We start from the raw sequence: 22,181 nt of genomic DNA, 5'->3' as shown, positions 1-22,181 counted from the left end.
CCTTTCGTCAGAACGAGAGACCGCCCTCACGGGCAGCCTCCGCCAGGGCTTTGATACGCCCATGATACAGATACGAGCCGCGATCGAACACGACCTTCGACACACCCGCCGCAACCGCGCGTTCGGCAAGTAGCTTGCCAACGGCGCCAGCCGCTGCCACGTCCGCACCGCTCTTGAGCGAGGTACGCAGATCCTTCTCGATGGAAGACGCTGCGGCCAGTGTGCGGCCGGCGACATCGTCGATCACCTGCGCGTAAATATTCTTGCCCGACCGGAACACCGAAAGGCGCGGCCGTCCGCCACTCTTGCGGCGAAGCTGGAAGCGAAGACGCTGACGACGCCGCTCCCGCAGATCCTGCTGCGCGCTCATTATTTCTTCTTACCTTCCTTGCGACGGATGGTCTCCGTTTCATAACGGACACCTTTGCCCTTGTAGGGCTCGGGCTTGCGGAAGCTGCGGATATCAAGCGCAACCTGGCCAACGCGCTGCTTGTCGATGCCCTCGACGGTCACAGCGGTCGGACGCGGGGTCGTGATCTTGATACCGGCCGGGATCTCATACACGATATCGTGCGAATACCCGAGGTTCATGACAAGGTTCTTGCCCTGAACCGCAGCGCGGTAACCCGTGCCACTGATTTCCAGCGTCTTGGAGAACCCTTCGGACACTCCCTTGACCATGCTGGCGATCAGCGAACGCGTCGTGCCCCACATCATGCGGGCCTGCGCCTGTGTGCCGACCGGCTTGACCGAAACCTTGCCGTCCGCGACTTCAGCTTCGATGTGATGCGACAGGGGCAGCTTCAGCTCACCGAGCTTGCCCTTGGCCGTCAGCACACCATCAGCGATGGAAACCTGAACTCCCGACGTAATCTCGACGGGATATTTGCCAACTCTCGACATTCATCCCTCCTTAGAATACGCGGCAGAGAACTTCGCCGCCGACATTGGCAGCGCGGGCTTCCCCATCCGACAGCACGCCACGCGGGGTCGACAGGATCGACACGCCCAGCCCGGCATACACACGCGGCAGTTCCTTGATCTTGGAATACACGCGACGTCCCGGCTTGGAGACGCGGTGGATTTCCTTGATCACGGGCTCGCCATCAAGATACTTCAGCTCGATACGCAGCTGGGCGACACCCTTGCGCAGTTCTTCCTTGGAAAAACCACGGATGTATCCCTCGCGGCGCAGCGCCTCGAGTACGTTTGCACGCAGCTTTGACGCCGGTGCGACGCATGCCGCGTGACGCGCACGCTGGGCATTGCGGATCCGGGTGAGGAGATCACCCAAAGGATCAGAAAGTGACATCGTTCCCTGCCCTTACCAGCTCGATTTGACCATACCCGGGATCTGACCATTGGAGGCCAGGTCGCGCAGGGCGATACGGCAGAGTTCGAACTTTCTGTAATTGGCGCGGGGACGCCCCGTCAACTTGCACCGCAGGCGGACGCGCACGCGCGATCCGTTCCGCGGAAGTTCAGCAAGCTTCAGCGATGCATCAAAACGATCCTCGACCGGCAGAGAGCGGTCCATGATGATGTTTTTCAATGCAGTCCGCTTTGCCTTGTCCCGTGCTGCCATGCGCTCACGCTTGACATTCCGGTTTACGGCGGAAATCTTGGCCATGCCTTGTTTTATCCTCCGGAACCTGTCGGGCCATTCCCAACGGTTTTCCAAACTACGTGTGTCTTAGGTCTTCCGGGCTTCCAGTGAAAGCCCCTCTCGCAACTTTTATGCTGCGAAGGGCAGATCGAATGCCTTCAGAAGAGCCTTGGCTTCAGCATCGGTCTTCGCGCTCGTGACGAAGATGATGTCCATGCCGCGAATATCGTCGACCTTGTCGTACTCGATTTCCGGGAAGACGATCTGTTCCTTCAGGCCCATGGCAAAGTTGCCATGCCCGTCGAACCCCTTGTTCGCCGGCAGGCCGCGGAAATCGCGGACACGCGGCAGGGCGATCGTCACCAGACGGTCAAGGAACTCATACATCTGCGCACGGCGCAGCGTGACCTTGCACCCGATCGGCAGACCTTCACGGATCTTGAAGCCCGCGATCGCCTTCTTGGCAACCGTCTTGACCGGCTTCTGACCCGCGATCAGGGTCATTTCCTGGTACGCGGCATCCAGCTTCTTCTGGTCGCCTGCGGCTTCGCCGACACCCATGTTGAGAACGATCTTCTCAAGCGCCGGAACCTGCATCACATTCTTGTAGCCGAACTCCTCGCGCAGTTTCGCGCGCAGTTCGTCATTGTAACGCTTCTGCAGACGCGGCACCGAGCGGGTTACGTTAGCTTCTGACATCCCCGCCTCCTCAGCCTTCGATGACTTCGCCGGTCGCCTTGGCGACGCGAACCTTGCGACCGTTTTCCAGAATGCGATAGCCGACGCGCGTCGGATCGCCACTCTTGGGATCGATCAGCTTCAGGTTGGACAGGTGAACCGGCATCTCCTTCTCGATGATGCCTCCCTGCTCACCCATGCGGCTGGGGCGGGTATGGCGCTTCGCGATCGCGACACCGCGCACGATGGCCTTTTCGGCGGCGGGCAGCACGGTCACGACCTCACCGCGCGTACCGCGCGACGAACCGGTGATGACCAGGACCTGGTCGCCCTTCTTGATACGTGCGGCCATTACAGCACCTCCGGCGCCAGCGAAATGATCTTCATGAACTTGCGCGCACGCAGTTCACGCACGACCGGGCCAAAGATACGGGTTCCGATCGGTTCCTGCTGCTTGTTGATCAGCACGGCGGCATTGCGGTCAAAGCGGATGGCGCTGCCATCGGGACGACGCACGGGATAGGACGTGCGGACGATCACCGCCTGGTGCACATCACCCTTCTTGACCTTGCCGCGGGGAATCGCTTCCTTGACGGACACGACAATCACGTCGCCGACCGAGGCGGACTTCCGCTTGGAACCGCCCAGCACCTTGATGCACTGCACCTGACGCGCGCCGGAATTGTCGGCGACGTCAAGGTTGGTCTCGGGATGGATCATGCTCTATGCCCTTCTTTACGCCTGTGCGCCAGACTGGGCCTCGGTCGCAGGGGCAGCCGCGAGGGGGGCGCCATTGCGAACCACGACGGTCCAGGTCTTGCGCCGGGAAATGGGGCGGCATTCTTCGATGCGCACCGTATCCCCGATCTTGCATTCATTCAGCTGGTCATGCGCCGCATACTTCTTCGAGCGACGGATGAACTTCTTGTACAGCGGATGGATGACGCGACGATCGACAAGGACGGTCACCGTCTTGTCCATCTTGTCGCTGGTCACCCGTCCGGTCAGGACGCGCCTTGGCATCGCCCGTCTCCCTTCAGGACTTGACTGCCGGCGTAGTGCCGGCAGCGATCTTCTTCAACGCCTCAGACGCAATCGTCTTGACGCGGGCAATCTCGCGACGCACCGCACGCATACGCGACTGCCCTTCGGTCTGGCCGGTTGCATGCTGGAACCGAAGATTGAACTGCTCGCGCTTCAGATCGATGAGAAGCGTATCCAGTTCTTCAACAGTCTTGGCACGCAGATCGGCCGGCTTGGTTGCCTTTGCCATCTCACGCGTCTCCAATACGGGTCACAAACTTCGTCTTGATCGGCAGCTTTGCCGCGCCAAGAGCCAGCGCTTCACGCGCGACTTCCGGCGACACGCCTTCGATCTCGAACAGGATACGACCCGGCTTCACACGGGCCACCCAGTATTCAGGCGACCCCTTGCCGGAGCCCATACGCACTTCTGCGGGCTTTGTCGAGACCGGAAGGTCAGGAAAAATCCGAATCCACACGCGACCCGCACGTTTCATGGCGCGGGTGATGGCCCGACGGGCCGCTTCGATCTGGCGGGCGGTAATCCGTTCCGGCTGCAGGGCCTTGAGGCCGAAAGCCCCAAAGTTCAGGGTCGTCCCCCCTTTCGCCAGTCCGTGGATGCGGCCCTTGTGGGCCTTGCGGAACTTTGTCCGCTTGGGAGAAAGCATTTTTTCAAATCCTCAGCGCCGCCTGGCGCACTCTGTTCCCTATTCCCCGCAGATCAGCGCTGCGGGGCCTGCTCGGCGGCGCGACGATCCTGCGCCAACGGATCATGGGCAAGAATCTCGCCCTTGAAGATCCAGACCTTCACACCACAGGTGCCATAGGTCGTCTTTGCCGTCGCCACACCGTAATCGATATCGGCACGCAGCGTATGCAGCGGCACGCGGCCTTCGCGATACCATTCGACACGCGCGATTTCAGCGCCACCCAGACGGCCGGAGCAGTTGATCCGGATCCCCTGCGCGCCAAGACGCATGGCGGACTGCACGGCGCGCTTCATGGCACGACGGAAGGCCACGCGGCGTTCGAGCTGCTGGGCGATGTTGTCAGCCACCAGCGTCGCATCGATTTCCGGCTTGCGGATCTCGACAATGTTCAGCGCAACGTCGGTCTTCGCCATGCGGGTCAGATCCTTGCGCAGCACGTCGATGTCCTGGCCCTTCTTGCCGATCACGACGCCCGGACGCGCGGCATAGATCGTCACGCGCGGCTTCTTGGCCGGACGTTCGATCACGACGCGCGACACGCCGGCACCCGACAGCTTGCGACGCAGGTAGGAACGCAGCTTCAGGTCATCATGCAGCAGACGGGCATAATCGGCGTCCGCATACCAGCGGCTGTCCCAGGTGCGGTTGATGCCGAGCCGCAGCCCGATCGGATTGACTTTATGTCCCATGGATCAGGCCGCCTTCTTTCCGGTTGCCGCTTCTGCCTCGGGCTGACGCTCCGCCACGATGATCGTCAGATGGCTGAAAAACTTTTCGATACGGGCCGAACGGCCACGCCCGCGGGCATGGAAGCGGCGCATGACGATCGACTTGCCAACTTCCGCGCGCGCCACCACCAGCTGGTCAACGTCCAGCTGATGGTTGTTTTCGGCGTTCGCGATGGCGCTTTCCAGCGTCTTCTTGACCTGCTGTGCGATGCGGCGCTTGGAGAACGTCAGCGTCGCGACGGCCTGTGCGGCAGGCTTGTTGCGGATCAGACCCGCAACAAGGTTCAGTTTACGCGGGCTGATGCGGATATTCCGCGTGGTGGCCTGCGCTTCGGTTTCCGCGAGCGTGCGCGGATGCTTAGGCTTGCTCATGATCAGCCCCGCTTCGCTTTCTTGTCCGAGGAATGACCCGTGAAGGTGCGGGTCGGCGAAAATTCACCGAACTTGTGCCCCACCATGTTCTCGGTCACCTGCACGGGCAGGAACTTGTGCCCGTTATAGACGCCAAACGTCAGTCCCACGAACTGCGGCAGAATGGTTGAGCGACGCGACCAGATCTTGATCACTTCGTTACGGCCCGATGCGCGCGACGCATCGGCTTTGTTCAGTAGATACCCGTCCACGAACGGGCCCTTCCAGACGGAACGTGCCATCTTGTATGCCCCTTACTTGCCGGTCTTCCGGCGACGGATAATCAGACTGTCCGTACGCTTGTTGACCCTGGTCTTGTAACCCTTTGTCGGCTTGCCCCACGGCGTAACCGGATGACGTCCGCCCGAAGTCCGGCCTTCACCACCACCATGCGGATGGTCGACCGGGTTCATGACAACGCCACGGTTGTGCGGACGACGGCCGAGCCAGCGGGCACGACCTGCCTTGCCCATGTGCTGGTTCATGTTGTCCGGGTTGGACACCGCACCGATCGTCGCCATGCATTCGGCGCGCACGACACGCAGTTCACCGGACTGCAGCTTGATCTGGGCATAGCCCATGTCCTTGCCGACCAGCTGTGCGTAGGTGCCAGCCGAACGGGCGATCTTGCCGCCAGCACCGGCCTTGAGCTCGATGTTGTGGATGATCGTCCCCACCGGCACCGCCGACAGCGGCATCGCGTTGCCCGGCTTGATGTCGGCGCGCAGGCCGGACACCACCTGGTCACCCGCCTGCAGGCGCTGCGGCGCGATGATGTAGGCGAGTTCACCGTCAGCATACTTCACCAGCGCGATGAAGGCCGTGCGGTTGGGGTCATATTCCAGACGCTCCACCGTGCCGACGACGTCGAACTTGCGACGCTTGAAATCGACATAGCGGTAGGACTGCTTGTGACCACCACCGATGAAACGCGAGGTGGTGCGGCCGTGGTTGTTACGACCGCCGCTCTTGTTCTTGCCCTCGGTCAGCCCCTTGACGGGCTTGCCCTTCCAAAGCTCCTTGCGGTCGATCAGGACCGTTCCGCGCAGGCTGGGGGTAACCGGGTTAAAGTGCTTCAATGCCATTTCTTGTCACCCCGCGTCAGGACAGCTTGGCGGTCAGGTCAATGGACTGACCATCAGCAAGCTGCACGAACGCCTTCTTCACATCAGACCGCTGGCCGGGACGTCCCTTGAAGCGCTTCGCCTTGCCCTTCTGGACAAGGGTGTTCACACCAAGGACCTTGACGCCGAACAGTGTTTCCACCGCGACCTTGATCTCGAACTTCGACGCGCCGGACGCGACCTTGAACCCGACCTGGTTCTTTTCGGACAGGGCAGTCGCCTTTTCCGTGATCAGCGGCGCGCGGATGATGTCGTACATCGCTTCGCGCGACATACGTTCCGCCTTCTTGCGCAGTGCGAGGATGTTGGTCATGCCAGACGCTCCTTCAGACCCTCAAGCCCGGCGCGCGTGATGGCCAGCACCTCATGGTTGAGGATATCATAGACATTCGCACCGATGGTCGGGAGGATGTCGATCTTCGGCAGGTTGCGTGCCGCACGACCGAAGTTTTCCTCGACCGCGGCGTCCACGATCAGCGCCGACTTCCAGCCAAGCACCTTCAGCTTCTTCGCCAGGTCGGACGACTTGCCCGAGGCGGTCGCGGCGTCAAGCACCACCAGCTTGCCTTCGGCAGCCTTCTGCGACAGCGCGGAAATCAGGCCCAGACGGCGCACCTTCTTGGGCAGGTCATAGCCATGGTCGCGCACGACCGGACCATGAACCACGCCACCGGTGCGGTACTGCGGCGAACGCAGCGAACCCTGACGGGCGCTACCGGTGCCCTTCTGCCGATAGGGCTTCTTGGTCGTGCCGGAGATTTCCCCCATGCCCTTGACCTTGTGCGTGCCCGCACGGCGCTTTGCCAGCTGCCAGTGAACGACGCGGGCCATGATGTCGGCGCGCGGCTCAACCTTGAAAATCTCGTCGGGAAGCGTTGCCGTACCGGCGCTTCCGTTCTCGAGGGTTTTGATCTCGTAATCCATTGCCCTCTATCCTCAGCCCGCTACCTGGGCCAGGGCGGCCGGATACGGCACCTCGGCATGACGGGGCTTCTTGATCGCATCACGAACCAGAATCAGCTCATTCTTGCCGCCCGGGACGGAGCCGCAGATCATCAGCAGATTCTTCTCGGCATCGACGGCGGCCACTTCCAGATTCAGGGTGGTCACGCGTTCCGAACCGAGATGTCCGGCCATTTTCTTGTTCTTGAAGACCTTGCCCGGATCCTGACGGTTACCCGTCGATCCGTGCGAACGGTGACTGATCGAGACACCATGCGAGGCTTCGAGACCGGCAAAGTTCCAGCGCTTCATCGCGCCGGCAAAACCTTTACCCTTGCTGGTGCCGGTCACATCCACTTTCTGCCCGACGACGAAGTGAGCGGCGGACAGCGTGGCGCCGACTTCCAGAACGGCATCATCGGCCACCCGGAATTCAACCAGCTTCCTCTTCGGCTCAACCTTCGCCTTGGCGAAATGGCCACGGCACGGCTTCGTTACATTCTTGACCTTGGCCTTGCCCGACCCAAGCTGGACGGCGGAGTAGCCGTCACGTTCCTTGGTGCGGACATCAACCACCTGCAGGTCATCCACCTGCAGGACAGTCACCGGCACATGTGTGCCGTCTTCCTTGAACAGCCGGGTCATACCCAGCTTCTTTGCGATCAATCCGGTGCGCATCGTCTGGACCTTAGAGTTTAATCTCGACATCCACGCCAGCGGCGAGGTCGAGTTTCATGAGAGCGTCCACGGTCTGCGGGGTCGGCTCGACAATGTCGAGCAGCCGGCGATGGGTCCGAATTTCGAACTGCTCGCGGCTTTTCTTGTCCACATGGGGAGAACGGTTGACAGTGAACCGTTCGATATGCGTCGGCAGCGGGATAGGACCCCGAACCCGCGCACCCGTACGCTTCGCCGTATTGACGATCTCTTTTGTGCTGTTATCGAGCACCCGATGATCGTACGCCTTCAGGCGAATGCGGATGTTCTGGTTGTCCATCTTTCTGTTTCAGTCCAACTTTAACTGGTTCGGGGGAACCCGATCCGCCAATGATATCCCCGGCCAGATCGCTCCGGCCGGGGACATCATCACTTCAGTTACTTACAATCACGCAGTGATCGAAGCGACCACGCCTGCACCGACCGTACGGCCACCTTCGCGGATAGCGAAGCGCAGGCCTTCATCCATGGCGATCGGGGCAATCAGTTCGACATCCATGGCGACGTTATCGCCAGGCATGACCATTTCCGTGCCTTCCGGCAGGTGAACGACGCCGGTGACGTCGGTCGTGCGGAAATAGAACTGCGGACGATAGTTGGTGAAGAACGGCGTGTGACGGCCACCCTCTTCCTTCGTCAGGATGTAGGCTTCCGCCTTGAACTTCGTGTGCGGGGTGATGGAACCCGGCTTCGCCAGGACCTGACCACGCTCCACGTCTTCGCGCTTCGTGCCACGCAGCAGCGCGCCGATGTTGTCGCCGGCTTCGCCGCGATCCAGCAGCTTGCGGAACATTTCGACGCCCGTCACCGTCGTCTTCTGCGTCGGACGCAGACCAACGATTTCGATTTCGTCACCAACGTTCACGGCGCCACGCTCGACACGGCCCGTCACCACGGTGCCACGACCGGAGATCGAGAACACGTCTTCGATCGGCATCAGGAACGGACGGTCGATCGGACGCTCCGGCTGCGGGATGTATTCGTCAACGGCGTTCATGAGATCCATGACGCGGTTTTCGCCGACTTCCGGATCACCATCTTCCAGCGTCACCAGGGCCGAACCCTTGATGATGGGGATATCGTCGCCGGGGAACTGATAGGCGGACAGAAGTTCACGAACTTCCATTTCCACCAGTTCCAGCAGTTCCGGATCGTCAACCTGGTCAACCTTGTTCAGGAAGACGACCAGGGCCGGAACGCCAACCTGACGGGCCAGCAGGATGTGCTCACGCGTCTGGGGCATCGGGCCGTCAGCGGCCGACACAACCAGGATCGCGCCGTCCATCTGCGCCGCACCCGTGATCATGTTCTTCACGTAGTCGGCGTGGCCGGGGCAGTCGACGTGCGCATAGTGACGCTTCGCCGTTTCGTATTCGACGTGAGCAGTGGAGATCGTGATACCACGGGCGCGCTCTTCCGGCGCCGCGTCGATCATGTCGTAAGCCTTGAACTCCGCACCACCAGCCTTGGCAAGCGTCTTGGTGATAGCAGCGGTCAGCGAGGTCTTGCCGTGATCGACGTGACCAATCGTGCCGATGTTGCAGTGCGGCTTATTCCGCTCAAATTTAGCCTTTGCCATCGTTTTCTCCGTTACTTCGGCCTCATGCCGAAAGTCGGGTTAGAAAGTTCCGTGTCGGAAGCCGAGCCGGTGAATATACCGACCTGACGCCCTTTACCAGCGGTAATGACTGAACGCCTTGTTGGCTTCCGCCATGCGATGCGTGTCTTCGCGCTTCTTGACGGCGGCGCCACGGTTGTTGACCGCGTCCAGAAGCTCGTTCGACAGGCGTTCCTGCATCGTGTTTTCGCCGCGCTTGCGCGACGCGTCGATGAGCCAGCGGATCGCAAGCGCCTGACGACGCTCGGCCCGGACTTCGACCGGAACCTGGTAGGTCGCACCACCAACGCGGCGCGAACGCACCTCGACGGCGGGCTTCACATTGTCCAGCGCGCCGTGGAACAGCACGACCGGATCAGCAGCAGCACCACCGCGGCGACGCAGCACCTCAAGGGCGCCATAGACGATCCCTTCGGCGGTGGACTTCTTGCCGTCGTACATCAGGGCGTTCATGAAACGCGTGATGACGACATCACCAAATTTCGGATCGGGAAGAATCTCGCGCTTAACAGCGCGATGACGGCGACTCATGCCTGGTATTCCTTTTACTTAGGACGCTTCGCGCCATAGAGCGAGCGACGCTGACGACGCTTGGCGATACCCTGGGTATCCAGAACGCCGCGCAGAATGTGATATCGCACGCCAGGAAGATCCTTGACGCGACCGCCGCGGATCAGGACGACACTATGTTCCTGAAGGTTGTGGCCTTCACCCGGAATATAGCTCACAACCTCATAACCGTTCGTCAGGCGCACCTTCGCAACCTTACGCAGAGCCGAGTTCGGCTTCTTCGGTGTGGTTGTGTAAACACGAGTACAAACGCCACGCTTCTGCGGACATCCCTGCAGGGCAGGTACCTTGTTGCGTTTGGCTGCGGGCTCGCGGCCTTTCGCGATCAACTGGTTGATGGTCGGCATACGCCTTTCCCGATCCTTACAAATTTCGGCCGGCCAACCCCATAGTCCGGTTGCCGACTGTCGTTCACAACAAAACCCCAACGAATGAAGATCATTCGGTCGGGCATCATATATGCATCCGGCCTGGGCCGCCCGATTCCCGGGAGGCGGTACCGCATGCGAGCATGCTGCATTCGACGGCCAACGACGTCATTCAGACAGGGCTAGCCGAGGGCGCGGAACCTACGAAGAGAATGGCTTGAAGTCAAGCCTTTGCTCAGGATTCGGACATGCATGCGGCATGACCATTCCGCATGAGGCGTCAAAACACCCCATTAAAATATGAAACGGGATGATTCGGCGGTTCATGCGCCGAGTCCCGAATCGGAATCCACCCGTGGGCGAACCCCGATGCAGCATTGGCCGACGGGCGGGACACAGCAGCGCGCCCACCCATCGGCCGGTATCCGTTACTCGGCAGCCTTCGTCGTGGCCACCGCAGGCTTCGCCTGTGCCAGGCGCTGACGGTCCTGACCGGCCGCCACCGCACGCAGCTTGTTCATCACGCTGCCCGTGCCCGCCGGGATCAGGCGCCCGACGATCACGTTTTCCTTCAGGCCATTGAGCGTGTCCTTCTTGCCCGCCGTGGCGGCTTCGGTCAGGACGCGCGTCGTCTCCTGGAAGGACGCGGCGGAGATGAACGACTGCGTCTGCAGCGAGGCCTTGGTGATGCCCTGAAGCACGGGCATGGCCACGGCCGGACGCTCGCCCATGTTCAGGCGCTTGGTGTTCTCGGTCTCGTATTCGATCCGGTCCACCGTTTCCCCAATCAGGTAGGTCGTGTCGCCCGGTTCGAGGATCTCGACCTTCTGCAGCATCTGGCGGACGATCACCTCGATGTGCTTGTCGTTGATCTTCACGCCCTGCAGTCGATAGACGTCCTGGATTTCATTCACGAGGTAGTCGGACAGCGCCTCGACCCCAAGAACCTTCAGGATGTCATGCGGCACGCGCGGACCATCGACCAGCGGATCGCCAACCTGCACGAAGTCGCCTTCCTGAACCGAGACGTGCTTGCCCTTGGGGATCAGGTAATCGGTTTCCTCGCCCGTCTCGTCGTTCTTGACGATGACACGACGCTTCGACTTGTAGTCCTTGCCGAATTCGACACGGCCCTCGGTCTCGGAAATGATCGCGTGATCCTTCGGACGCCGTGCCTCGAACAGTTCGGCCACGCGCGGCAGACCACCGGTAATGTCACGCGTCTTCGAACCTTCGCGCGGGATGCGCGCCAGCACGTCACCCGCATTCACATGCGCGCCGTTTTCAACCGACAGCAGCGAGTCAGGTGACAGGAAGTAGCGCGCGTCGTTGCCGTTCGCCAGCTTGACCACGTCACCCTTGGCGTCCTTGAGCTGCAGGCGCGGCCGCAGGTCAACACCCTTGGAGGCCTGCTTGTAGTCAACGACGACCTTCGACGTCAGGCCGGTGACCTCATCCATACGCTCGACCAGCGTGATGGAGTCGATCAGGTCGAGATATTCGACCGTGCCCGCCTGTTCCGTGATGATCGGCAGGGTGTACGGATCCCACTCGGCCAGCTTCTGGCCACGGGTGACCTCGACCCCATCCTCGATCAGCAGGCGCGCACCATAGGGCACGCGATAGCGCGCACGCTCCGTCCCCTTGTCATCCGTCAGCAGGATTTCGCAGTTACGCGACATGACGATGGGCACGTTCTGGCTGTTCTGCACCACGTTGCGGTTGCGGATCGTCACCTTACCGTCACGCGACGCCTCGACCATCGACTGTTCCGCGCCACGCTGCGCCGCACCACCGATATGGAAGGTGCGCATCGTCAACTGAGTGCCCGGCTCACCAATGGACTGGGCGGCGATGACGCCCACGGCCTCACCGATATTGACCGGCGTGCCGCGTGCAAGGTCACGGCCATAGCAGTGGCCGCAGACGCCCACACGGCTGTCACAGGTCAGGACCGAACGGATCAGGATGCTTTCCACCCCGGCCTTCTCGATCTGTTCCGCCTGCGCTTCCTCGATCAGGGTGTTGCGCTTGAACAGCACCTCACCCGATGCGGGATCCAGCACATCGGCGGCCAGCGTGCGGCCCAGCATACGCTCGGACAGCGAAGCGACGACCTCACCCCCGTCCATGACCGCACGCACCGTCAGGCCGCGTTCCGTGCCGCAGTCGTCCTCGACGATGATGCAGTCCTGCGCCACATCGACCAGGCGGCGCGTCAGGTAACCGGAGTTCGCGGTCTTCAGCGCCGTATCGGCCAGGCCCTTGCGCGCGCCATGGCTGGAGGTGAAGTAATCGAGAACCGACAGACCTTCCTTGAAGTTGGCGATGATCGGCTGCTCGATGATCTCGCCCGACGGCTTGGCCATCAGGCCACGCATGCCGGCAAGCTGCTTCATCTGCGCTGGCGACCCACGGGCACCGGAGTGGCTCATCATCCACACCGAGTTGGTGGGCTTGCCGATCTCCTGCTTGGAGATCTCCTTCATCATCGCGGCCTGCACCTCGTCCGTGCAGCGCGACCAGGCGTCAACCACCTTGTTGTAGCGCTCGCCCGCGGTGATCAGGCCGTCCTGGTACTGCTGCTCGAACTCCTTGACCTCGTTGGCGGTATGCTCGACGAGTTCCTTCTTCTCCTTCGGCACGATCATGTCGTCCTTGCCGAAGGAAATACCGGCCTTCGCCGCGTGCTTGAAGCCAAGCCCCATCAGGCGGTCACAGAAGATCACGCACTCTTTCTGGCCACAATGGCGATAGACCGCGTCGATGACGTCGGACACCGTCTTCTTGGTCAACTGCTTGTTAATCAGCGAGAACGGCAGCGCGGCGCTGCGCGGCAGGATCTGCGCGACCAGCATGCGGCCCGGCGTGGTGACGACGGTTTCGCGCGTGACGTTGCCGTCGGCGTCGATGTTCTCGATGCGCGCACGGATCTTGTCATGCAGCTTCACCGCACCGGTGGTAAGCGCGTATTCGACCTCGCCCACGCTGGAGAAGGACGACGCACCGGCCACCGTCACCTTACCCTGCGCATCATATTCGTTGCGGTCGGGGGTCGCACGGAATTCAGGCGTCTCGAGGCTCAGGTAATACAGGCCGAGCACGATATCCTGCGACGGCACGATGATCGGCTTGCCATTCGCGGGGCTGAGGATGTTGTTGGTGGACATCATCAGCACGCGCGCCTCAAGCTGCGCCTCAAGGCTCAGCGGGACGTGCACGGCCATCTGGTCACCGTCGAAGTCCGCGTTGAAGGCGGTGCAGACCAGCGGGTGAAGCTGGATCGCCTTGCCTTCGATCAGGACCGGCTCGAACGCCTGGATGCCCAGGCGATGCAGCGTCGGCGCACGGTTGAGCATGACCGGATGTTCGCGGATCACTTCTTCAAGGATATCCCAGACCTCGGGACGTTCCTTTTCCACCATCCGCTTCGCGGCCTTGATGGTGGTGGCGTGGCCGTACTTCTCCAGCTTGGAGTAGATGAACGGCTTGAACAGTTCCAGCGCCATCTTCTTGGGCAGGCCGCACTGGTGCAGCTTCAGTTCCGGGCCGACCACGATGACCGAACGGCCGGAATAATCGACGCGCTTGCCCAGCAGGTTCTGGCGGAAACGCCCCTGCTTGCCCTTGAGCATGTCGGACAGCGACTTCAGCGGGCGCTTGTTGGCGCCCGTGATGGCGCGGCCACGGCGGCCATTGTCGAACAGGGCGTCAACGGATTCCTGCAGCATGCGCTTTTCGTTACGCACGATGATGTCCGGCGCGCGCAGTTCGATCAGCCGCTTCAGGCGGTTGTTACGGTTGATGACGCGGCGGTACAGGTCGTTCAGGTCGGACGTCGCGAAACGGCCACCATCGAGCGGGACCAGCGGGCGCAGTTCCGGCGGGATGACCGGGATCAGCTCCATGATCATCCATTCGGGGCGCGATTCACTTTCGGAAAACGCCTCGATCAGCTTCAGGCGCTTGACGAGCTTCTTGCGCTTGGCCTCGGACGTGGTTTCCTTCAGTTCCTGACGCAGTTCGACCTTTTCCTGGTCGCAGTCGATGCGCTCAAGGATCTTCTTGATCGCCTCGGCCCCGATCCCGACCTCGATCCCTTCGTCGCCATGTTCGTCCATGACATCAAGATACTGGTCTTCGGTCAGCAGGCTGTACTGCTTGAGCGGCGACGTGCCGGGCTCAAGAACCACATAGCTTTCGAAATACAGGATCTTTTCCAGATCCTTCAGCGTCATATCGACCATCAGGCCGATACGGCTGGGCAGCGACTTCAGGAACCAGATATGCGCAACCGGGCTGGCAAGCTCGATATGGCCCATACGTTCGCGACGGACCTTCGCCAGCGTGACTTCGACGCCGCACTTCTCGCAGATGATCCCGCGGAATTTCATCCGCTTGTATTTGCCGCACAGACATTCGTAATCCTTGATCGGACCGAAAATCCGCGCACAGAACAGACCATCACGCTCCGGCTTGAAGGTGCGATAATTGATGGTCTCGGGCTTCTTGATCTCGCCATAGGACCATGACCGGATCTGCTCGGCCGAGGCAAGCTGGATCTTGATCTGGTCGAAGGTCATCGCCTGGCCGGTCTGGCCAAGGATCTTCATGAGTTCATTCATGCGCCGCAAACCCCCTGAGGGAAAAGGACGAGGGCAGACCGACTATCTGCCCCCGACCCTGAAAATAAAACGTATGGACGGGTCGTTACCGTGCTCATGGAACGATCAGGTGCCGCTCTGTTCGAGGTCCACGTTCAGGCCCAGCGACTTCAGTTCCTTGATCAGGACGTTGAAGCTTTCGGGGATGCCGGCCTCGAAATCATCCTGCTCGCGCACGATGGCTTCATAGACCTTGGTGCGGCCCGACACGTCATCGGACTTCACCGTCAGCATTTCCTGCAGCGTGTAGGCCGCGCCATAGGCCTCGAGTGCCCAGACTTCCATCTCACCAAAGCGCTGTCCGCCGAACTGCGCCTTACCGCCAAGCGGCTGCTGCGTCACCAGCGAGTAAGGACCGATCGAACGGGCATGGATCTTGTCATCGACAAGGTGATGCAGCTTCAGCATGTAGATGTAGCCGACCGTCGTCTTGCGCTCGAACGGCTCGCCCGTGCGGCCGTCGATCAACTGCGACTGCCCCGACTTGTCGAGCCCTGCCTTCTCCAGCATCGCCTCGATGTCCGGGATGGACGCACCATCGAACACCGGGGTCGCGATGGGCACGCCCTTGCGCAGGTTGTTCGACAGTTCGACCAGTTGTGCGTCCGTCATGTCGGCAATGGTGGAGGCAAAGGCTTCCTCGCCATAGACCGAGCGCAACTGGTCGAGCAGTTCCTGACGCTTCTCACCCGTCTTGTGGTACGTATCGACAAGCTGCCCGATCTCGCGACCGATATTGGCGCAGGCCCAGCCCAGATGGGTTTCAAGGATCTGCCCCACATTCATGCGCGACGGCACGCCAAGCGGGTTGAGCAGCAGGTCAACCGGGGTCCCGTCCTCAAGGAACGGCATGTCCTCCACCGGCACGACGCGGGAGACGACACCCTTGTTGCCGTGGCGGCCGGCCATCTTGTCGCCCGGCTGCAGCTTGCGCTTCACCGCGACGAACACCTTGACCATCTTCATCACGCCCGGCGGCAGTTCGTCGCCACGCTGCAGCTTTTCGACCTTGTTGTCGAAACGCGCCTGAATGCGCGACACCGCCGTATCGAACTCCCGACGCAGCACCTCGAGTTCCGCCATCACCGCATCGGACGCCACGGTGATGTTGCGCCACGCGCCACGCGGATGCTCGGACAGGACCTCGTCCGTGATGACGGTGCCCGAACGGATGCCCTTGAAACCCGCACCTGCCGTCTGCCCGATCAGATGTTCGCGCAGGCGGTTGTAGAAGGAGCGTTCCTGAATGGCGCGTTCGTCATCGCGGTCCTTGGCCAGACGCTCGATCTCCGCGCGCTCGATCGCCATCGCGCGCTCGTCCTTGTCCACGCCACGGCGGGAGAAGACGCGCACGTCAACAATCGTGCCGCTGGTGCCCGGCGGCAGCTTCAGCGAGGTGTCGCGGACGTCGGACGCCTTTTCACCGAAGATGGCGCGCAGGAGCTTTTCTTCCGGCGTCATCGGGCTTTCGCCCTTCGGCGTGACCTTGCCGATCAGGATGTCGCCGGGGTTCACCTCGGCGCCCACATAGACGATGCCGGCCTCGTCGAGGTTGCGCAGCGCTTCCTCACCGACATTGGGGATGTCGCGGGTGATTTCTTCCTGACCCAGCTTGGTGTCGCGGGCCATGACCTCGAATTCCTCGATATGGATCGAGGTGAAGACGTCATCACGCGCGATCCGCTCGGAAATCAGGATCGAATCTTCGAAGTTGTACCCGTTCCACGGCATGAACGCGACCAGCACGTTCCGCCCCAGCGCCAGTTCACCAAGCTCGGTGGAGGGACCGTCGGCGATGATCTCGCCCGCCGAAACCTGGTCCCCCACGCGGACCAGCGGACGCTGGTTGATGCAGGTGGACTGGTTCGAGCGCATGTATTTGCGCAGGCGGTAGATATCGACACCCTGCGTCGCACCGGCATCGTCGGTGGCACGCACGACGATGCGCGCACCGTCGATCTGGTCCACGATGCCACGGCGGCGGGCGACGATGGTCGCACCCGAGTCATGGGCGACGGCGGCTTCCATCCCGGTGCCGACCAGCGGCGCGTCGGAACGCACCAGCGGCACCGCCTGACGCTGCATGTTCGAGCCCATGAGCGCACGGTTCGCGTCATCGTTCTCAAGGAACGGGATCAGGGCCGCGGCGACCGACACAAGCTGCTTGGGCGACACGTCACAGGCCGTCACCTCGTCAGGCAGGACCTGGCGGAAGTCCCCGCCACGGCGCACGGACACCAGTTCACCGGTCAGGTTGCCCTTGTCGTCCTGTTCCGCGTCCGCCTGCGCGACGATGAGCTTGTCTTCCTCCATCGCGGACAGGTATTTCCAGCCGCTCTGCAGGACGCCGTTCTCGACCATGCGGTACGGCGTTTCGATGAAGCCGTACTTGTTGACCTTCGCATAGGTGGCCAGCGAGTTGATCAGGCCGATGTTCGGGCCTTCCGGCGTCTCGATCGGGCAGATGCGGCCATAATGGGTCGGATGGACGTCACGGACTTCAAAGCCCGCGCGCTCACGCGTCAGGCCGCCCGGGCCAAGCGCCGAAAGACGACGCTTGTGCGTGACTTCCGACAGCGGGTTGGTCTGGTCCATGAACTGGCTGAGCTGCGAGGAGCCGAAGAACTCACGCACTGCGGCGGCGGCCGGCTTTGCATTGATCAGGTCATGCGGCATGACCGTGTCGATATCGACCGACCCCATGCGTTCACGGATCGCACGCTCCATGCGCAGCAGGCCGACGCGATACTGGTTTTCCATCAGTTCGCCGACGGAGCGGACACGACGGTTGCCAAGGTTGTCGATGTCGTCGATCGCGCCGCGACCATCCTTCAGTTCGCACATGATCTTGACCGTGCGCAGGATGTCTTCCTTGCGCAGGACGCGCACCGTGTCGGGCACGTCCACGCCAAGGCGCATGTTCATCTTCACGCGGCCAACGGCGGACAGGTCATAGCGGTCGGGATCGAAGAACAGGCCGGAGAACATCGCTTCGGCCGTCTCGGGCGTCGGCGGCTCACCGGGGCGCATGACACGATAGATATCGGTCAGCGCATCGTCACGCGACGTATTCTTGTCGATCGCCAGCGTATTGCGGATCCACGGGCCGTTGGTCGCGTCGATCGCCAGCGTCACCAGCTTGGTGACACCATCGGCCTCAAGCGCCTCAAGGCGGGCTTCGGTCAGTTCGTCCCCGGCCTCGGCAAAGATCTCGCCGGTTTCGGGATTGACCATGTCGAACGCGATGAAACGACCGATCAGGCCGGCCGGGCCGACCAGCACGTCCTTCGTGGTTTCCGCGATCTTGCGGACCATGCGCGCCGTCAGCTTGGTGTCCACCTGGGCGACGATTTCGCCCGTATCGGCATCCACCAGGGGTTCCAGCAGCTTCTGGCCACGGAACGCATCGGGGTCGAAACGGCGGGCCCAGCCCTTCTCGCTCTTGATGAACTCGACCTGGCCATAGAAATAGCCAAGGATTTCATCGGGCGTCATGCCCCGGATTTCCATCGATTCGACGTCGCCGCCCTCGGCCGCCTTCGCGTCGCGCGCGGCGCGGGATTCCTCGCCCTCCAGCGCGTACAGCAGCGTGGTGACCGGCAGCTTGCGCTTGCGGTCGATGCGGACGTAGATCAGGTCCTTGCTGTCGAATTCGAAGTCGAGCCACGAGCCACGGTACGGGATGACGCGCGCGGCGAACAGGAACTTGCCCGACGAATGGGTCTTGCCCTTGTCATGGTCGAAAAACACGCCGGGACTGCGGTGCATCTGGCTGACGATGACGCGCTCGGTCCCGTTGATGATGAACGTGCCGTTATCCGTCATGAGCGGCATGTCGCCCATGTAGACCGGCTGCTCCTTGATATCACGGATCGAGCGCGAACCCGTATCCTCGTCCACGTCCCACACGATCAGGCGCAGGATCACCTTCAGCGGCGCGGCAAAGGTCAGCCCGCGCTGGATGCATTCCTCAACATCGTATTTCGGCTCTTCGAGTTCATAGCTGACGAATTCGAGTCGCCCACGTCCGGCAAAATCATTGATCGGAAAGACGGAACGGAACACTTCCTGCAGCCCGGTCGGCGTCCGGCTGTCGGGTGACACGTTCATCTGCAGGAATGCCTCGTAACTGGCACGCTGCACGTCGATCAGATTGGGCATCGGAGCGATTTCGGGTATACGCCCGAAGCTCTTGCGGATGCGTTTGCGTCCCGTGAACGATTTCGTAATCGCGTTCATCGCCTATCCAGCCCCCATCCACACAAGACCTGCTCCCCATCCGCCGTCATTGCCTTGCGGCCACGGGACAAAGACAGATCCAGAAATTCTTTCAGGTCGCCCATCCTCATGGCCCGACCCCAGACCCGTCCCTTCACATGACTTGAGGACGACCCCTTCTACCGCCAAAGGCACCCGAGACCTTGCGGTCAGGGTGCCTGTAACGCCCAAGGGGGCGGAGATCAGAAGATCTCCACCCTCACCTGAATATCATCTCAACATCCGCAAGCGGGAATGCTGACAGGATACATCTTATTTGATTTCGACAGAAGCACCGTTGTCTTCAAGGGTCTTCTTGATCTTCTCGGCTTCATCCTTGCTGACGCCTTCCTTGACGGTCTTGGGCGCGCCCTCGACCAGGTCCTTGGCTTCCTTCAGGCCCAGGCCCGTGATGCCACGGATTTCCTTGATGACGTTGATCTTCTTGTCGCCAGCCTTCGTCAGCACGACGTCGAACTCGGTCTTCTCTTCAGCCGGAGCAGCAGCAGCGCCGGGAGCAGCAGCGGCAACAGCAACCGGAGCAGCAGCGGAAACGCCCCACTTCTCTTCCAGCAGCTTGGACAGCTCGGCAGCTTCGAGAACGGTCAGAGCGGACAGTTCGTCAACAAGTTTGTTCAGATCGGCCATGATTCAGTCTTCCTAATTTATACACTGGTTGGCGTGATACAATCCCGAAATTTCGGGAAAGTGCCATTTTGTTGATATCCCGGCGCACCGGGACATGGGTGGCTAGGCTGCCTCGCCCGTCTTGGCATAGGCGCCGAAAACCCGCGCAAGCTGTCCGCCCGGTGCCTGAAGCACACCCGCGATGCGCGTTGCCGGCGTGGAGATGAGCCCCACCAGCTGCGCCCGGAGCACGTCCAGGGACGGCAGTTCCGCCAGCGCCTTGATTCCCTCGACATTCAGTGTCTGGGAGCCAAGCGATCCGCCGAGCAGAACAAGCTTTTCGTTGGTTTTGGCGAACTCGACCAGCACCTTCGCCACGGCCACGGGTTCATCCGCCCACGAAATCGCGGTCGGCCCCTTCAGCAGCGGCTTGATGCCTTCGAACTGGGTCCCTGCCAGGGCGAGATCGGCCAGCCGGTTCTTCGCGACCTTGTAAGTCGCTCCGGCCGCGCGCACACGCCGCCGAAGTTCCGTCACATCAGCCACATTCAGCCCGTCATTACGGGTGACAATGACCATGGACGTCTTGGCGAACACGGTCGCGAGGGAGGCAACAAACTCCCGCTTCTCCGTACGGTCCAAATCCCGTCTCCATCGTAATCCATCAGGAAACCTGACGGATTGGGTTTACCCTTGGGGCCCGCCCGGCATGGGCATGCCCCGGTTCGCCTGTCCTTTGCAAACGGAACAACCAGTGTCAGGCGACATGCGCCTGTAATCCGGCATCCCCGTCTTCCGGCTGCCGTCCCTCTGGCGAAGGACAATCAAGGCACAGGGCCGCATCCGGTCATGGACAGGTTCGGAAAATGGCCCGCCGGGCGGACCATTCCCTTTTCATCCCACCCCGTCAGGGGCGGGACAATCCTTCATCAGGATGCGACGAGCGCCGCCACATCCAGATGCACACCCGGTCCCATCGTGGACGACAGGGACACCTTCTTGATGTAGGTGCCCTTCGCGCCCGTGGGACGGGCCTTCTGCACCGCATCGACGAACGCGCGGATGTTTTCCGCAAGCTTCGCTTCGTCGAACGACGCCTTGCCGATGCCGGCATGCACGATACCGGCCTTCTCGGCGCGGTATTCGACCTGACCGGACTTCGCGGCCGTGACCGCACCCTTCACGTCCATCGTGACGGTGCCCAGCTTCGGGTTGGGCATCAGGCCACGCGGGCCGAGGATCTTGCCCAGGCGACCGACGAGCGCCATCATGTCCGGCGTCGCGATGCAGCGGTCGAACTCGATCTCGCCAGCCTGCACCTTTTCGGCGAGGTCTTCGGCACCGACCACATCGGCACCGGCGGCCTTCGCTTCCTCGGCCTTCGGGCCACGGGCGAACACGCCGACGCGCAGGGTCTTGCCCGTGCCGTTGGGCAGCGACAGCAGGCCACGGACCATCTGGTCGGCATGGCGCGGGTCGATACCAAGGTTCATGGAGATTTCGACGGTCTCGTCGAACTTCGCCTTCGCGCCCTGCTTCACCAGGGAGATGGCGTCGTCGAGGCCATAGGCCTTGGTCGAATCAACATTGGCGCGCGCGGCGGCCAGACGCTTGTTCTTTGCCATGGACTTTAGCCCTCCACCACGTCGAGGCCGATGGAGCGCGCTGAACCGCTCAGCATGCGCACGGCGCCGTCGATGTCATTGGCGTTCATGTCTTTCATCTTCACCTCGGCGATCTCACGCAGCTGCGCGATGGTCACCTTGCCGACGGTCGCGGCCTTTCCGACGGTGGAGCTGCCCTTGTTGATCTTGGCGGCCTTCATCAGGAAGTACGTGTTCGGCGGGGTCTTGGTGATGAAGCTGAAGGTACGGTCGGCATAGGCCGTGATGACCACGGGAATGGGCATCCCCGGTTCCATACCCTGCGTCTTGGCGTTGAACTCCTTGCAGAACTGCATGATGTTCAGGCCGCGCTGACCAAGGGCCGGACCAACCGGCGGGGAGGGATTCGCCTTGCCGGCGGGAATCTGCAGCTTGATGTAGCCAACGATTTTTTTGGCCATATCCGGGGCTCCTGACTGTTTCACCCGGACCGCGGTTCAGGCGGTCACCCCCGCCATGACCTGGCGAAGGCAA

At 61.6% G+C, this 22,181-nt stretch carries 27 protein-coding genes; all 27 read right to left on the bottom strand.

Features of this window, described 5'->3' with window-relative positions; all coding sequences use genetic code 11:
- Window positions 1–7: 7 nt before the first annotated feature.
- The 27 genes from rplR to rplK all read right to left on the bottom strand — a co-directional run bounded on the left by rplR (window position 8) and on the right by rplK (window position 22,108).
- Window positions 8–370, bottom strand: a complete 363-nt coding sequence (rplR, locus tag HNH97_RS11830) for a 50S ribosomal protein L18 (RefSeq protein WP_110094607.1) — start codon at window positions 368–370, stop codon at window positions 8–10.
- A complete protein-coding gene (gene rplF / locus HNH97_RS11825; protein ID WP_110094608.1) occupies window positions 370–903 on the bottom strand; it encodes a 50S ribosomal protein L6 in 534 nt (177 codons plus the stop codon). The genes rplR and rplF overlap by 1 nt, the downstream gene beginning before the upstream one ends.
- A gap of 10 nt (window positions 904–913) precedes the next feature.
- Entirely contained in the window at window positions 914–1,312 is a 399-nt protein-coding gene (rpsH, locus tag HNH97_RS11820; RefSeq protein ID WP_003621081.1) for a 30S ribosomal protein S8, read from the bottom strand.
- Between the two features lie 12 nt (window positions 1,313–1,324).
- On the bottom strand, window positions 1,325–1,630 hold the full coding sequence (gene rpsN / locus HNH97_RS11815) for a 30S ribosomal protein S14 (RefSeq protein WP_110525713.1): 306 nt from the start codon (window positions 1,628–1,630) through the stop codon (window positions 1,325–1,327).
- A gap of 105 nt (window positions 1,631–1,735) precedes the next feature.
- Window positions 1,736–2,305, bottom strand: a complete 570-nt coding sequence (gene rplE / locus HNH97_RS11810; protein WP_110094611.1) for a 50S ribosomal protein L5 — start codon at window positions 2,303–2,305, stop codon at window positions 1,736–1,738.
- 10 nt (window positions 2,306–2,315) lie between these two features.
- On the bottom strand, window positions 2,316–2,636 hold the full coding sequence (gene rplX / locus HNH97_RS11805) for a 50S ribosomal protein L24 (protein ID WP_110912118.1): 321 nt from the start codon (window positions 2,634–2,636) through the stop codon (window positions 2,316–2,318).
- Window positions 2,636–3,004, bottom strand: coding sequence for a 50S ribosomal protein L14 (rplN, locus tag HNH97_RS11800; protein WP_003621089.1), 369 nt, complete (start codon window positions 3,002–3,004; stop codon window positions 2,636–2,638). Before rplN ends, rplX begins: the two co-directional genes overlap by 1 nt.
- Before the next feature lie 15 nt (window positions 3,005–3,019).
- Complete coding sequence (rpsQ, locus tag HNH97_RS11795; protein ID WP_110094613.1) at window positions 3,020–3,307, bottom strand: 30S ribosomal protein S17; 288 nt, start codon at window positions 3,305–3,307, stop codon at window positions 3,020–3,022.
- A gap of 13 nt (window positions 3,308–3,320) precedes the next feature.
- A complete protein-coding gene (gene rpmC, locus HNH97_RS11790; protein WP_110094614.1) occupies window positions 3,321–3,557 on the bottom strand; it encodes a 50S ribosomal protein L29 in 237 nt (78 codons plus the stop codon).
- A 1-nt stretch (window position 3,558) separates the two neighbouring features.
- Window positions 3,559–3,975, bottom strand: a complete 417-nt coding sequence (rplP, locus tag HNH97_RS11785; RefSeq protein ID WP_048858897.1) for a 50S ribosomal protein L16 — start codon at window positions 3,973–3,975, stop codon at window positions 3,559–3,561.
- A 53-nt stretch (window positions 3,976–4,028) separates the two neighbouring features.
- The gene (gene rpsC / locus HNH97_RS11780; RefSeq protein ID WP_003621098.1) at window positions 4,029–4,706 is read right to left on the bottom strand and encodes a 30S ribosomal protein S3; all 678 of its coding nucleotides are present in this window, start codon (window positions 4,704–4,706) and stop codon (window positions 4,029–4,031) included.
- A 3-nt stretch (window positions 4,707–4,709) separates the two neighbouring features.
- The gene (rplV, locus tag HNH97_RS11775; RefSeq protein ID WP_003621100.1) at window positions 4,710–5,117 is read right to left on the bottom strand and encodes a 50S ribosomal protein L22; all 408 of its coding nucleotides are present in this window, start codon (window positions 5,115–5,117) and stop codon (window positions 4,710–4,712) included.
- Between the two features lie 2 nt (window positions 5,118–5,119).
- Entirely contained in the window at window positions 5,120–5,398 is a 279-nt protein-coding gene (gene rpsS / locus HNH97_RS11770; RefSeq protein ID WP_003621102.1) for a 30S ribosomal protein S19, read from the bottom strand.
- A 12-nt stretch (window positions 5,399–5,410) separates the two neighbouring features.
- Window positions 5,411–6,241 (bottom strand): 50S ribosomal protein L2, encoded by an 831-nt coding sequence (gene rplB, locus HNH97_RS11765; RefSeq protein ID WP_048858898.1) that lies wholly within the window; start codon window positions 6,239–6,241, stop codon window positions 5,411–5,413.
- Between the two features lie 16 nt (window positions 6,242–6,257).
- A complete protein-coding gene (locus tag HNH97_RS11760; protein WP_171791019.1) occupies window positions 6,258–6,554 on the bottom strand; it encodes a 50S ribosomal protein L23 in 297 nt (98 codons plus the stop codon).
- Window positions 6,555–6,589: 35 nt separating this feature from the next.
- The gene (gene rplD / locus HNH97_RS11755) at window positions 6,590–7,204 is read right to left on the bottom strand and encodes a 50S ribosomal protein L4 (RefSeq protein WP_110094616.1); all 615 of its coding nucleotides are present in this window, start codon (window positions 7,202–7,204) and stop codon (window positions 6,590–6,592) included.
- A 12-nt stretch (window positions 7,205–7,216) separates the two neighbouring features.
- A complete protein-coding gene (gene rplC / locus HNH97_RS11750; protein WP_110094617.1) occupies window positions 7,217–7,900 on the bottom strand; it encodes a 50S ribosomal protein L3 in 684 nt (227 codons plus the stop codon).
- A 10-nt stretch (window positions 7,901–7,910) separates the two neighbouring features.
- Window positions 7,911–8,219: a 30S ribosomal protein S10 gene (gene rpsJ / locus HNH97_RS11745; RefSeq protein WP_007282720.1), complete on the bottom strand. Its 309-nt coding sequence runs from the start codon at window positions 8,217–8,219 to the stop codon at window positions 7,911–7,913.
- A 108-nt stretch (window positions 8,220–8,327) separates the two neighbouring features.
- Window positions 8,328–9,518 carry an elongation factor Tu gene (gene tuf, locus HNH97_RS11740; RefSeq protein ID WP_010506739.1) on the bottom strand — a complete coding sequence of 397 codons (1,191 nt, stop codon included), beginning with the start codon at window positions 9,516–9,518 and terminating at the stop codon, window positions 8,328–8,330.
- Window positions 9,519–9,611: 93 nt separating this feature from the next.
- Entirely contained in the window at window positions 9,612–10,088 is a 477-nt protein-coding gene (gene rpsG / locus HNH97_RS11735) for a 30S ribosomal protein S7 (RefSeq protein WP_003621106.1), read from the bottom strand.
- A 14-nt stretch (window positions 10,089–10,102) separates the two neighbouring features.
- Window positions 10,103–10,474 (bottom strand): 30S ribosomal protein S12, encoded by a 372-nt coding sequence (gene rpsL, locus HNH97_RS11730; protein ID WP_003621118.1) that lies wholly within the window; start codon window positions 10,472–10,474, stop codon window positions 10,103–10,105.
- A 449-nt stretch (window positions 10,475–10,923) separates the two neighbouring features.
- Window positions 10,924–15,120, bottom strand: coding sequence for a DNA-directed RNA polymerase subunit beta' (gene rpoC / locus HNH97_RS11725; protein WP_171791009.1), 4,197 nt, complete (start codon window positions 15,118–15,120; stop codon window positions 10,924–10,926).
- Window positions 15,121–15,225: 105 nt separating this feature from the next.
- Window positions 15,226–19,398, bottom strand: coding sequence for a DNA-directed RNA polymerase subunit beta (gene rpoB / locus HNH97_RS11720; RefSeq protein ID WP_171791008.1), 4,173 nt, complete (start codon window positions 19,396–19,398; stop codon window positions 15,226–15,228).
- Window positions 19,399–19,689: 291 nt separating this feature from the next.
- Entirely contained in the window at window positions 19,690–20,064 is a 375-nt protein-coding gene (rplL, locus tag HNH97_RS11715; RefSeq protein ID WP_110094621.1) for a 50S ribosomal protein L7/L12, read from the bottom strand.
- 102 nt (window positions 20,065–20,166) lie between these two features.
- Window positions 20,167–20,685: a 50S ribosomal protein L10 gene (rplJ, locus tag HNH97_RS11710; protein WP_171791007.1), complete on the bottom strand. Its 519-nt coding sequence runs from the start codon at window positions 20,683–20,685 to the stop codon at window positions 20,167–20,169.
- Window positions 20,686–20,972: 287 nt separating this feature from the next.
- The gene (gene rplA / locus HNH97_RS11705) at window positions 20,973–21,668 is read right to left on the bottom strand and encodes a 50S ribosomal protein L1 (RefSeq protein ID WP_110912111.1); all 696 of its coding nucleotides are present in this window, start codon (window positions 21,666–21,668) and stop codon (window positions 20,973–20,975) included.
- Window positions 21,669–21,673: 5 nt separating this feature from the next.
- On the bottom strand, window positions 21,674–22,108 hold the full coding sequence (rplK, locus tag HNH97_RS11700; RefSeq protein WP_110094624.1) for a 50S ribosomal protein L11: 435 nt from the start codon (window positions 22,106–22,108) through the stop codon (window positions 21,674–21,676).
- Between the last annotated feature and the right edge of the window lie 73 nt (window positions 22,109–22,181).

This window comes from Gluconacetobacter entanii (assembly GCF_013155425.1).
Lineage (GTDB): Bacteria > Pseudomonadota > Alphaproteobacteria > Acetobacterales > Acetobacteraceae > Novacetimonas > Novacetimonas entanii.
Note: the sequence above shows the minus strand (reverse complement) of the source record. Positions and strands in the feature narration are given on the sequence as shown.

Coding starts and splice junctions, on each gene's coding strand:
- rplC (WP_110094617.1), bottom strand. CDS start 7,900: ATGCGCACCGGATTGATCGCAAAGAAGCTGGGTATGACCCGGCTGTTC.
- rplE (WP_110094611.1), bottom strand. CDS start 2,305: ATGTCAGAAGCTAACGTAACCCGCTCGGTGCCGCGTCTGCAGAAGCGT.
- rpsC (WP_003621098.1), bottom strand. CDS start 4,706: ATGGGACATAAAGTCAATCCGATCGGGCTGCGGCTCGGCATCAACCGC.
- rplP (WP_048858897.1), bottom strand. CDS start 3,975: ATGCTTTCTCCCAAGCGGACAAAGTTCCGCAAGGCCCACAAGGGCCGC.
- rpsN (WP_110525713.1), bottom strand. CDS start 1,630: ATGGCCAAGATTTCCGCCGTAAACCGGAATGTCAAGCGTGAGCGCATG.
- rplR (WP_110094607.1), bottom strand. CDS start 370: ATGAGCGCGCAGCAGGATCTGCGGGAGCGGCGTCGTCAGCGTCTTCGC.
- rpsJ (WP_007282720.1), bottom strand. CDS start 8,219: ATGGACAACCAGAACATCCGCATTCGCCTGAAGGCGTACGATCATCGG.
- rplL (WP_110094621.1), bottom strand. CDS start 20,064: ATGGCCGATCTGAACAAACTTGTTGACGAACTGTCCGCTCTGACCGTT.
- rpsG (WP_003621106.1), bottom strand. CDS start 10,088: ATGAGTCGCCGTCATCGCGCTGTTAAGCGCGAGATTCTTCCCGATCCG.
- rplF (WP_110094608.1), bottom strand. CDS start 903: ATGTCGAGAGTTGGCAAATATCCCGTCGAGATTACGTCGGGAGTTCAG.
- rplK (WP_110094624.1), bottom strand. CDS start 22,108: ATGGCCAAAAAAATCGTTGGCTACATCAAGCTGCAGATTCCCGCCGGC.
- rplN (WP_003621089.1), bottom strand. CDS start 3,004: ATGATCCATCCCGAGACCAACCTTGACGTCGCCGACAATTCCGGCGCG.
- rplV (WP_003621100.1), bottom strand. CDS start 5,117: ATGAGCAAGCCTAAGCATCCGCGCACGCTCGCGGAAACCGAAGCGCAG.
- rplB (WP_048858898.1), bottom strand. CDS start 6,241: ATGGCATTGAAGCACTTTAACCCGGTTACCCCCAGCCTGCGCGGAACG.
- rplA (WP_110912111.1), bottom strand. CDS start 21,668: ATGGCAAAGAACAAGCGTCTGGCCGCCGCGCGCGCCAATGTTGATTCG.
- rplX (WP_110912118.1), bottom strand. CDS start 2,636: ATGGCCGCACGTATCAAGAAGGGCGACCAGGTCCTGGTCATCACCGGT.
- rpoC (WP_171791009.1), bottom strand. CDS start 15,120: ATGAATGAACTCATGAAGATCCTTGGCCAGACCGGCCAGGCGATGACC.
- tuf (WP_010506739.1), bottom strand. CDS start 9,518: ATGGCAAAGGCTAAATTTGAGCGGAATAAGCCGCACTGCAACATCGGC.
- rpmC (WP_110094614.1), bottom strand. CDS start 3,557: ATGGCAAAGGCAACCAAGCCGGCCGATCTGCGTGCCAAGACTGTTGAA.
- rpsL (WP_003621118.1), bottom strand. CDS start 10,474: ATGCCGACCATCAACCAGTTGATCGCGAAAGGCCGCGAGCCCGCAGCC.
- rpsQ (WP_110094613.1), bottom strand. CDS start 3,307: ATGCCAAGGCGCGTCCTGACCGGACGGGTGACCAGCGACAAGATGGAC.
- rpsS (WP_003621102.1), bottom strand. CDS start 5,398: ATGGCACGTTCCGTCTGGAAGGGCCCGTTCGTGGACGGGTATCTACTG.
- rpoB (WP_171791008.1), bottom strand. CDS start 19,398: ATGAACGCGATTACGAAATCGTTCACGGGACGCAAACGCATCCGCAAG.
- rplD (WP_110094616.1), bottom strand. CDS start 7,204: ATGGATTACGAGATCAAAACCCTCGAGAACGGAAGCGCCGGTACGGCA.
- HNH97_RS11760 (WP_171791019.1), bottom strand. CDS start 6,554: ATGTCGCGCGAAGCGATGTACGACATCATCCGCGCGCCGCTGATCACG.
- rpsH (WP_003621081.1), bottom strand. CDS start 1,312: ATGTCACTTTCTGATCCTTTGGGTGATCTCCTCACCCGGATCCGCAAT.